Origin of the sequence: Streptomyces sp. IMTB 2501, assembly GCF_001953885.1 — a bacterium.
Lineage (GTDB): Bacteria > Actinomycetota > Actinomycetes > Streptomycetales > Streptomycetaceae > Streptomyces.
The window spans coordinates 1-10,696 of the sequence record NZ_MQUS01000071.1 but is presented as its reverse complement, the minus strand read 5'-3'; the positions used below and the strand labels follow the sequence as shown (position 1 = coordinate 10,696).

General features: G+C 69.1%; 9 protein-coding genes and 2 pseudogenes. 9 read left to right on the top strand and 2 right to left on the bottom strand.

Annotated elements, in window-relative coordinates; genetic code table 11:
• Window positions 1–3: 3 nt before the first annotated feature.
• The 7 genes and pseudogenes from AV521_RS52160 to pcaB all read left to right on the top strand — a co-directional run.
• A pseudogene (locus tag AV521_RS52160) lies at window positions 4–309 on the top strand (KR domain-containing protein); the annotation flags it as partial.
• 472 nt (window positions 310–781) lie between these two features.
• The gene (locus AV521_RS52155) at window positions 782–958 is read left to right on the top strand and encodes a hypothetical protein (RefSeq protein ID WP_256726026.1); all 177 of its coding nucleotides are present in this window, start codon (window positions 782–784) and stop codon (window positions 956–958) included.
• 110 nt (window positions 959–1,068) lie between these two features.
• Window positions 1,069–1,287, top strand: coding sequence for a DUF5988 family protein (locus AV521_RS45995; protein ID WP_076097916.1), 219 nt, complete (start codon window positions 1,069–1,071; stop codon window positions 1,285–1,287).
• A 13-nt stretch (window positions 1,288–1,300) separates the two neighbouring features.
• Window positions 1,301–2,371, top strand: a complete 1,071-nt coding sequence (locus AV521_RS52150; protein WP_256726025.1) for a GNAT family N-acetyltransferase — start codon at window positions 1,301–1,303, stop codon at window positions 2,369–2,371.
• 70 nt (window positions 2,372–2,441) lie between these two features.
• Window positions 2,442–3,986, top strand: coding sequence for a class I adenylate-forming enzyme family protein (locus AV521_RS45980; protein WP_256726024.1), 1,545 nt, complete (start codon window positions 2,442–2,444; stop codon window positions 3,984–3,986).
• 30 nt (window positions 3,987–4,016) lie between these two features.
• Window positions 4,017–5,996, top strand: coding sequence for an FAD/NAD(P)-binding domain-containing protein (locus tag AV521_RS45975; protein WP_076097914.1), 1,980 nt, complete (start codon window positions 4,017–4,019; stop codon window positions 5,994–5,996).
• The gene (gene pcaB / locus AV521_RS45970) at window positions 5,993–7,393 is read left to right on the top strand and encodes a 3-carboxy-cis,cis-muconate cycloisomerase (RefSeq protein WP_076097913.1); all 1,401 of its coding nucleotides are present in this window, start codon (window positions 5,993–5,995) and stop codon (window positions 7,391–7,393) included. The genes AV521_RS45975 and pcaB overlap by 4 nt, the downstream gene beginning before the upstream one ends.
• A 30-nt stretch (window positions 7,394–7,423) precedes the next feature.
• Here pcaB and AV521_RS45965 read toward each other — a convergent pair whose 3' ends face one another.
• The gene (locus AV521_RS45965; RefSeq protein ID WP_076097912.1) at window positions 7,424–8,404 is read right to left on the bottom strand and encodes a VOC family protein; all 981 of its coding nucleotides are present in this window, start codon (window positions 8,402–8,404) and stop codon (window positions 7,424–7,426) included.
• A 241-nt stretch (window positions 8,405–8,645) separates the two neighbouring features.
• Here AV521_RS45965 and AV521_RS45960 point away from each other — a divergent pair, with 241 nt between their 5' ends.
• Both AV521_RS45960 and AV521_RS45955 read left to right on the top strand, forming a co-directional pair.
• Entirely contained in the window at window positions 8,646–9,626 is a 981-nt protein-coding gene (locus AV521_RS45960) for an NADPH:quinone reductase (RefSeq protein WP_076097917.1), read from the top strand.
• Between the two features lie 188 nt (window positions 9,627–9,814).
• Window positions 9,815–10,133, top strand: a pseudogene (locus tag AV521_RS45955) (hypothetical protein); the annotation flags it as partial.
• Window positions 10,134–10,393: 260 nt separating this feature from the next.
• Here AV521_RS45955 and AV521_RS53125 read toward each other — a convergent pair.
• Entirely contained in the window at window positions 10,394–10,648 is a 255-nt protein-coding gene (locus AV521_RS53125; RefSeq protein WP_371917120.1) for a PASTA domain-containing protein, read from the bottom strand.
• Window positions 10,649–10,696 lie beyond the last annotated feature (48 nt).

The following is a 10,696-nucleotide window of genomic DNA, read 5'->3' as shown; positions in this document are numbered from 1 at the left end:
ACCATCACCGCCTGCGACGCCGCGAACAAACCCGCACTCACCAAAGCCATCAACACCATCCCCCACGACCACCCCCTCACCGCCGTCATCCACACCACAGGCGCGCTCGACGACGCCGTGCTCACCTCGACAACCCGCGAGCAGCTGCGCACCGTGTTGGCATCCAAGGTCGATCCGGCGGTCCACCTGCACGAGCTGACCAAGAATCACAAGCTGGGCGCCTTCGTCCTGTACTCATCCCTCGCGGGTGTGATCGGCAGCCCCGGTCAGGCCAACTACAGCGCGGCCAACGCGTTCCTCGACGCCCTCGCAGGCCACCGCCACGCCCACGGCCTGCCCGCCACCAGCCTCGCCTGGGGACTGTGGGCCCAAACCAGCGGCATGACAGGCCACCTCAGCGACCAGGACCTCGCCCGCATGTCACGCAGCGCCATCAAGCCGCTCAGCTCCCAACAGGGACTGCAGATCTTCGACGCCCACAACCACAGCCACCGGCCACTGCACCTCGCCTCCGCACTCAACCCCGACCACATCCCCACCCACCCCCTCTGGTCACGACTCAAAGCCGTACGACCCACCGCCACCACCCACCAACACGGCCCCGCCCTCACCGAACAACTCGCCACCCTCACACCCACCAAACGCCACGAACACATCCTCACCCTCGTCCGCCGGCACACCGCCNNACGACCAACTCACCCCCACCACAACCCAAACCACAACAGACACAACGCAGGCGGCGACCGAACGCATTCTCTCCGAGCTGGACAAGGTCGCGGCCATGCTGGCAGGCGTGCCGGCTTCCGCGGTCGCCACCACGAGAATCCCGGCGCGTCTGCACGCACTCCTTGCGGAGATGACCGGCCAGCAGTCCGCCGAGAAAGACGGTGCCGTCACCACCCACCTCGACTCGGCGTCCACGGAAGAGCTGTTCGCATTCATCGACAACGAGCTTTAGCCGGTTCCCCTAGCAGGAGAGGCGATCCCCTAATCTGACCGGATAGGGGTTTCCATCGGCCGCAAGCCGCTGTTTCGCTGGACTTCAAACCGTGAGGGAAGGATTCGAGCATGAACACCGTCCAACCCAATGTGATTCTCCAAGGCGGCACTTCCCCCTATCTTCCCGATGACCAACGAGTCCTCTACGTGCAACATCCCGACACCAAACTGAAGATACTCCGGGGGAACCGCCACGAGCATTTCGAGCCGACCTCCGAGACCGTGCTGCACCAGGGCGTTGCGCTCCAAGTGTTCGTCTGGTCCGGAAGCACCAAAGTAGCGGAGTGACACCGCAGCCCACATGAAACTGATCACGAAAGACATCGCGCGGACCGATCCCCGGATGGGCACGGATGTCGCACCACTCATCCAGGCCCTCAGGCCAGGCCTCGACAGAGAGGAGTTCGAGGAGTTCGCCGCCGAGGCGGGCCGGCAGGGGCTGGTGTTCACCGGAGCCTACGACGACCAGGGACGATGTCTGGCGGTCGCCACCCACCGGGTGCTGGCGACCAGCCGGGGCCGACTGCTGTTCATCGATGATCTGGTCACCGACCCCGCCGCCCGGTCCACGGGCATCGGCGGCCACCTGATGGCCGAACTGGAGAAACAGGCGCGGCGGACCGGCTGCACGCGAATCGAACTCGATTCCGGCATAACCAATGACAGGGCCCATCTCTTCTATCGCTCGCGCCGCATGTCGGTCGTGGCCCTGCACTTCTCCCTGGAAGTGTCCGGCAATCAGCACCCGTTATCCGCCCCGATCCACGGCGGCTTGACGGTCGCGACGAAACCATCATCCACCGATACCGGAAGCGCAGGAACCCTGATCATGAATCAGACCACTGACGAGAAGAAACCCCTCTTCCAGGTCCGCGGCGAACTGCACATCGACGCAACGCCCATGGAGATCTACTCCGTCATCAGCGACCTGTCCCGCACCAGCGAGTGGAGCCGGGAGTGCAAGCGCATCGAATGGGTGTCGGGAGAACCGGCCACGGTCGGCGCGGTCTTCCGCAGTGAGAACTTCCGGAAGGATGAAGTCGTAGCCTGGGCACCGGTCCCCCGCGGCACGTGGATGACGCGGTCCGAGGTGGTAGCAGCCGACCCGGGCCGGACTTTCGCCTGGCAGATGTACAACAGTGACGGAGTCCGCGAGGACAGCGTCTGGACCTACGACATCACCGCGGACGGTGGAGGCAGCACGCTGGTCCACCGCTTCCGGATGAACCGTCCCACCAAGGGAATTCTGCGGATCGTCTCCGGCCTGGACGAGGCGGAGAGGCAGAGTTTCTACGCGGATTGGGCCGTCAAGCTGGAGGGCGACATCCTCGCCACACTCGGCCGTATCAAGGCCGTCGTCGAGAAGAAGTGACCCAGCGCCGTCGCGAAGCATCAGATGAGGGGCTAGCACATTGTTTCTTCAACGTGTAGCAAACCGCGGAATGCGGCTGGGAACGCTTTTCGAACGAGCCGCCAGGCGGCATCCCGCCAACGTCATCATTCTCGATCACGACCTCGACATCGCCCCGGGCATCGGCCGACGAGCCACGGTCTCGGAAATCGCCGACCTGGTGGACGACTTCGCCTCCAGGCTCTGGGCCGCTCGGGTCCGTCCCGGCGACCGGGTGGTCATCCACAAGAGCGACGGCTTCGACATCACACTCCTCGCCTGCGCGACCTCGCGGATCGGCGCCGTAGCGGTGCTACTGTCGCCGAAGCTCGACGGCGAGACCGTCGCGGAGCTGGTGCGCCGCACCGAGCGTCCGTACCTGGTGACCGACGAGGCCAAACTCCGCGACGAGTTGCCGTCCTCGGTCTTCGACCTTGCCGAGCGCGTGCTGCTCACATCGGGCAGCCACCCAGGGGCGACCGGTCTGGCGGAGCTGGCCAGCGCCGAACGTGTTCCGCCCGTCACCATGCCGCCGGACCACCCGTTGCTGATCACCCATACCTCGGGGACCACCGGCACCCCGAAGCTCGCCGTGCACACCGGCAGGACCATGCAGGCCCGGTACCGCCCGCAAGTGTCCGCGCTCTCTCCGGTGATCCGCAAGCGCGAGATCATCGCGATGCATGTGTCCTTCGTGCACTCGCGGCTGTTCACCGCGCTCACCATCTCGCTACTGCGCGGCTTCCCGATCGTCGTCCTCGCCGACTCGCGGCCCGCGCGCGTCGCCGACATGTTCGCCCGGCTGAAGCCCGGCATCCTGGAGGCGCATCCCAACTCCTTCATGGAGTGGGAGGAACTGGCGGACGATCCGCGCCGACCGCTGGGCAACGTCAAACTGTTCAGCAGTACCTTCGACGCCATCCATCCGCGGACGGTTCGCCGTCTGCTGCACGCGACCCGCCGCAGGGCCCCGGTGTTCGGCCAGTTGTACGGGCAGAGCGAGGTCGGCCCGGCCGTCGCGCGCACGTTCAGCAAGCGGCGCGCGCCGGATGCCGACGGCCGATGTGTCGGAATGCCGTTCCCCGGGATGACCGAAGTCCGGGTGGTCAGCCGGAACGGCAACCCGCCCTCGGAGTCGAATCCGGGCTACATCGAGGTGCGCAGCGACGGACGGATCGTCACCTACCTCGGTGAGCAGGAGCGGTACAACCAGCAGGTGTCCGAGGGCGGTTGGTGGCGGATGGGCGATGTCGGCTACCGCACCAAATGGGGCTGCGTACACCTGCTCGACCGCGAGGTCGATCTGATCGAGGGCTTCGGCAGCACCCTTGCCGCCGAGGACGCTCTCTTCGCCCGGATGGACGACCTCACCGAGATCATCATCATCCCCGGCCCGGACGGCAGGGCCCTCCCTGTGGTTTGCACCAAGGGCGACATGCCGCTGGACCTGGCCGCCTGGCGGGCCGCGACGGCGGGGCTGCCTCCGATGGCGGACCCCGTGCAGTGGAAGCTGGAAGAGCTGCCCAAGACCGCCACGACCAAGATCAAGCGACTGGAGCTGGCCCAGCTGGTGGCCGCCGGTCTCGGCTCTTCCTGAGCACCGCTGCGGCGACACCGAAGGGTACGCATGAGCACCAGTCGAATCGAGATATGCATCGTCGGGGCCGGCCCTCGTGGGCTGTCCGTCCTGGAGCGGCTGTGCGCCAACGAACGGTCCCGGCCCGCGCACTCCGCCGTGACAGTGCACATGGTCGACCCGGCCGTGCCCGGTTCCGGCGCGGTCTGGCGGTCCGAGCAGTCCCGGCATCTGATCATGAATACGGTCGCTTCGCAGATCACCATCTACACGGACGACAGCGTCCGGATCGACGGACCCATAGAGCCCGGACCGACACTCTATGAGTGGGCCAAGGGCCTGCTGGAGCCTGGCGCCGGGAGCGCGTACGACGACGGAGTCCTGGCCGAGGCGCGGGACCTGGGCCCTGACGCCTACCCGACCCGCGCCTTTTACGGCTGTTACCTGCGTGACAGTTTCCGACGGGTGGTGGCCGGTGCCCCTGGGCACATCAGCGTACGTGTGCACCGCTCCCGTGCGGTCGCCATCGCGGACACTCTGGGTGTGGTCGGCGGGCCCCAGGGCATCCGGCTGGAGGACGGCACTCGGTTGAACCAGCTCGACGCCATCGTGATGGCACAGGGTCATGTGCCGGCCCGGCCGACGCCCCGTGAGGAGAAGACGGCGAGCCTGGCCCGCATCCATCACCTGACGTACGTCACGCCGGCCAATCCGGCGGATCTCGATCTGAGCGGGATCCAGCCCGGGCAGGACGTCCTGGTGCGCGGTCTGGGGCTCAACTTCTTTGACCACATGGCGCTGTTCACGGTCGGCCGGGGCGGCAGCTTCGTCCGGCAGCGCGGGCATCTGGTCTATCGCGCCTCCGGGCAGGAGCCTCGGCTGTACGCCACCTCCCGGCGGGGTGTGCCGTACCAGGCCAGAGGGGAGAACGAGAAGGGCGCCCACGGCCGTTACTTTCCCCGCCTGCTCGGCCCGGAGCGCATCAGGCATCTGCGCGAGCAGGCACTCGCAGGTCAGCGAGTACGGTTCGGCACCGATATTTGGCCGTTGATCGCCCGTGAGGTGGAGAGCGTCTACTACGGCGTACTGCTGTCCGCACGCGGTCGCCAGGCCGAGCGCGGGGCGCTGGTCGATCGCTACCTGGCGGCTGCTGGCGGAGCGGAACTAACCGCGCTGCTGGACGAGTTCGGCATCGATCCGGCCGACCGCTGGAACTGGGAGCGACTCTCCCGGCCGTACGGTGACCGCGTGTTCGCCGACCGCGCGGACTTCCGGGACTGGCTGCTCGACTACCTCGCCCGGGACGTCCGGGAGGCGCGAGCGGGAAATCTCAGCGGCCCGCTGAAGGCAGCCCTGGACGTGCTGCGCGATCTGCGCAACGAGATTCGTCTCGCCGTCGACCACGGCGGTCTGGACGGCGAATCGCACCGCGACGACCTGGAGGGCTGGTACACGCCGCTGAACGCGTTCCTCTCGATCGGGCCGCCGGTCTCGCGCATCGAGGAGCTGATCGCCCTGGTCGAAGCGGATGTGGTGGTGCTCACCGGCCCGGCGACGGAGATCCGCATCGACACCAACACGCCTTCGTTCACCGCCGGTTCACGTGCCGTACCGGGACCGGAGGTGCGCTCCAGGGTGCTCATCGAGGCCCGGTTGCCGGAGCCCGACCTGCGGCGCACGGCAGACCCGCTGCTGCGGCACATGCTCAACACCGAGCAGGCCGCCGCCTACCGGATCGAGGCGTCCTGCGGGAACAGTTACGAGACGGGGGGCCTGGCGGTCACCGAGCGGCCGTACCGTCTGCTGGACTCGCGGGGCCGTGCCCACCCGCGCCGTTTCGCCTACGGCGTTCCCACCGAGTCGGTGCACTGGGTCACGGCCGCCGGGATCCGCCCCGGGGTGGACTCGGTGGCCCTCGGCGACTCCGATGCGATCGCCCGCTCGGTGCTGGCTCTCCCGCCGGTCGCCCATGTGCCGGCCGCGGTTCGTCCCGCGCGCGGCGAGACGGACCTCACCGGGGTGATCGTGTGAACGTCGAGCGGAATCTCCTCACCGATGCCGGCCTGCTCTCCCCGGTGCGCGCCGGCACCCCCGTCGAACGCGCTGTCTGCGACGTCGCCTGGCTGCAGGCCATGCTCGACGCGGAGGCGGCGCTGGCTCGCGCGCAGGCCGGCCTCGGCACCCTGCCGAGGTCCGCCGCCGACGCCATCAGCGCCGCGGCCCGCGCCGAGCGCCTCGACCCCCGTGCACTGGCTCTGGCATCCCGGGAAACGGCCAACCCGGTGGTGGGTCTGGTGCAGGCCCTCACCCGGGTGGTGGCGGCCGACGACCCGGGTGCGGCGGAGTACGTGCACCGTGGTTCGACCAGCCAGGACATCTTCGACACCGGCGCGATGCTGGTGGCCGCCCGGGCGCTGCGGATCATCCGGGCGGACCTGGCTCGGACGGCCGCCGCCCTGGCGGTCCTCGCCGAACGGCACCGGGACACCGTGCTGGCCGGGCGTACCCTGGCGCTGCACGCGGTCCCGACGACGTTCGGGCTCAAGGCCGCCGGGTGGCGCCACTTGGTCCTGGAGGCCGAGCAGCGGCTGGCCGCGGTACTGGATGGCGGCCTGCCGGTTTCGCTCGGCGGAGCCGCCGGAACGCTGGCCGGCTACCTGGAGTACGCCAGGATCGATGGCGCGGTGGGCGCCGACCCCGGAGGCTACCTCGATCGGCTGGTCGATGCTTTCGCCGCCGAGACCGGGCTGTGCCGCCCGCAGCTGCCCTGGCACACTCTGCGCACTCCGATCGCTGATCTGGCGGCGGCACTGGGCTTCACCGCCGGCGCACTCGGCAAGATCGCGGTCGATGTGCAGTCGCTGGCCCGGACCGAGGTCCGCGAGGTGGCCGAGCCCGCCACCGCGGGCCGCGGAGGTTCCTCCGCCATGCCGCACAAGCGGAATCCCGTCCTGGCCACACTGATCCGTAGCGCATCACTCCAGGTCCCGGTGATCGCGACGGGGTTGACACAGTGCCTGGTCTGTGAGGACGAGCGCTCCGCGGGCGTCTGGCATGCGGAGTGGTCACTGCTGCGCGAGTGCCTGCGGCTGGTCGGCGGTGCGGCCCACACCGCGCTGGAGCTGGCCGAGGGGCTGGAGGTGCGCCCGGAACAGATGAAGGCCAACCTCGGGCTGACGAACGGCCAGGTCGTCTCGGAACGGGTCACCGCGGCGCTCACCCCCCTGCTCGGCCGTACGGCTGCCCGGCGGTTGCTCACCGAGGCATCCGCGACGGCGGCCTCCCGCGGCCGGCCGCTGGAGGAAGTGCTCGGCTCCGCCCCGGAACTCCAAGGGCTGGTGGACGCCGGTGATATGGCGCGTCTCTGCGACCCGGCGCAGTACACCGGCGCGGCCGGACCGCTCGTCGACCGAGCGCTGGGGTCGTGACGACCACCGAGGACCGCTGCCTCGGCGGCATCAGGTGACCCCGCGGAAGACGATCGCGGCGCCCAGGGCAGCCGTGCTCGACACGAAGAGGTCACCCGGCGTCGTCCGGCGCAGCGGGACTCCGTTTCGCCGCAGGAAGTCCCGGGTGGCGGCGATGTCGCGCACGGCGACCGTGTAGGCGACGAAGGCGGGCAGCGCGGCCGGGTGCTCGCCCGGCAGGAGCGCTGCGAGGCTGCTGTCCGGCAGGAGGACCAGCCGCGCGCCGTGGAGGTCGAGTACCCGCGTCGGCCCCTCACAGCGCGCCGGCCGGCCGAGGTAACGCTCGTACCGGGCTCCTACCGCGGCGAGTTCGGCATCCGCGACGCAGAGCATGGCCTCGATGAGATCGACTGCACCGTTGGGGTGGTCCGGCCGTCGGGCGTCCTGGGCTTGCGGGGAGAGATCCGCGGCGACGCCGACCCGGCCCTCCGCCACGCAGCCCGGCCTGGCCCCGGGGCGATCGCTGTCGATCTCCAGGCAGCGGACGGGTTCCCTCAGGGGACGGCCCGTGGTCTCCACACGGCGCCGCACGGTGCTGACCCCGCCGTGACCCACTCCGGCCGCTGTCAGTCGCGTGGCGGCGGCATCGATGTCGGGCGAGGAGAACATCAGGATGTGCAGGCCTTCGAAGCGGTCCAGACACACCGCCAGATTGGTGCCGGCGTTGCCGATCCGCTCCACGAGCTCCGGCAGCATCCCGGCCGGCGCCTGCAACGGGACGAGCTTCGCGCCCGGGATGCGGTCGACGTCACCGTCCTGCACGCAGGTGGCGAGCTCGACGAAGTTGTGCGCGAAATGGGCATGGGTGTTCACCACGCCGAACGGCCTGGGAACGGCGCCCCTTCGAGGTGCCATCGCGGGATAGCTGGGCGGCTCCATCACAAAGCCCAGGCGCCGGTAGAGAGCGAGCCCCTCGGCCATGTCCCTGACTACGTGACCAACATGATGCAAACGGGTGATGTCGGAACCCACGAGCGACAACGTAGAAGTGGTGCGTCCAGGAGGTCAATCTGCCGCGCGGTCAACTCGCCGACGGTCGCGCGGATCGCCCCCCAAACCCCGGAGATCCGGCCACTTCGGCCGGCCCGGACGGGAGCTGGCGAACCGAATCCCGAGACAACGACAGGAACAGTCCGGCACGGGGTGAAACGCGGAATAGGGGTTGAGATTAGGGGTGTTGCGGCGCTCCACGCCGGTGGAAGACTCGCCGATCATGCGTGCAGCCTTCATCGAGACACTCGGTCCGCCGGAGAGCATCCAGTACGGCGAACTGCCCCTGCCCGCCCCCGGTCCGACCGACGTCCTGGTCAATGTCACGGCCACTACCGTCAACCCTGTGGACACCTTGCTCCGTGCGGGCATCTTCCGGACACCCGTCGCCTTCCCGCTGGTGATCAGCCGGGACCTGGTCGGCACGGTGGCCGCGGCGGGGCCTGGCGCACCGGGTTTCGCGGTCGGCGACCGGGTATGGTCCAACAGCCTCGGGCACGGCGGGCGGCAGGGCGCGGCGGCGGAGCGGGCCGTGGTGGCAGCCGACCGGCTCTACCACCTTCCCGCGGGGGTGGATCCCGCCGAAGCGGTGTCCATGGTCCATCCGGCCGCCACCGCCTACCTCGGGCTGTTCACCCATGGCCGGGTCATGGCCGGCGAGACGGTGCTGGTGGCCGGGGCGGCAGGGAACGTCGGCAGCGCCCTGGTGATGCTGGCGGCCGAAGCCGGTGCCCGTGTCATCGCCACCGCCGCCGTCCAAGACCTCGATCACTGCCGCTCGCTGGGAGCCGCGGAAGCCTTCGACTACCGGCACCCGAAGCTCGCCGCGCTGCTCCGCGACACCTGTCCCCGCGGGGTGGACGCGTACCTGGACACCTCCGGACAGAACGACCTCGCGACCGCGGTCGAGCTTCTCGCGCCGCGCGGCCGTATCGTCCTCCTGGCCGTGAAGCAGGCGGACCCCGTACTGCCGGCGCGTCGCCTCTACATGAAGGATTGCTCGGTCGTCGGCTTCGTCATCTCCCACGCCACCTCCAACGAACTCGCCGAGGCCGCCGTCACCATCAACCGCCTCTTGGCGAACGGCCGACTCCGGCCCCGCACACTCGAACGCCTCCCCCTGAGCGCCGCCGCCGAAGCCCACCGCCGCATGGAGCTCGGTGAACTCCACGGCAGGCGACTGGTACTCCTCCCCGACGCCTGACCGTGACCGGGACCGTCGACGAGCGAGTTCCGTCCCCGTGGCCGGAAGCCGGATCACGGCGGTCAGTCGCGACGCGAGCCACTCGGGCGGGGCCCCGGCGAAGGCCGGGCGGCCCTCGATCGTGGCGTTCCCCGAAGGGGTACGACTCCGGTTCGCTGGAGGTGTGCGGCGACACCGGGGTCGGGACGATGGACGTCAACAGTGCGGGTGCGCCGATCGTGGCAGTCGTCGGGGTGGTCGGAACCTTGCTGTCGCCCCTGTTCGCCCAGCGTGCGGCCGAGCACAGCCGACGGCGTGAGCAGGAGCGGGCCCAGCAAGCACAGGCGCGGGCAAGGGAGGCCGCGGAGCGGAGCACTTGGTGCGTCCCCCTCAGCACCGCCTCCCGGCGGTATCCGGCCGTCCTCACCGACCAGTTGCACGCCCTGCTCCGCACGGAGGATCCGTGCCCAGCGACAACGCCTCACTGAGGCCCGGGATCTGCACCGGGACGTGTACGCGGACGACCAAAACGGAAGAAGGAAGAGCCCCTCACCCCGACCAGATCCGGTAGATCACCGAGAGACTCGTCAACATCGCACGACGCATCCGAGCCGCCGAGGCCGACAAGCAAGAAACCCTCTACGAGGCCTTGGGCATCACGATCACCAACGACAACACAACGAGGACCGCGATCGTTAGGTCAAGGCCCTCGCATCCGTATCGTTACTACGAGTGTCCGAGGGTGAGTTGACCACTGACGATACGGTCGTGGTGGCGCAAGGGAAGCCCTACCTCTGATGAGGTGTGCCGGGAGACAGGGTGACCCGCAGGATGGCGTGACGTGGCACCTGGCTGCCGGGCGAAGGTGTCTGCTCGCATACTCGGCCGACGGGCGTGCCGGGGTGAGGGCACGCTCGGTGTCGGATGGGCTGGACGCGTACGCCGACGGCCTGGGCGCTCGACCGGGCTTCGTTCATCGTCTCGCCGATCAGCGAGGGTGCCGCGACCCGGGGACGAGCAGGGGCGTGGGATCCGGTGATCATGTAAGTGCACGCGGCGGCCGCCAGCAGCACCGCCATCGCCTGGAGTGG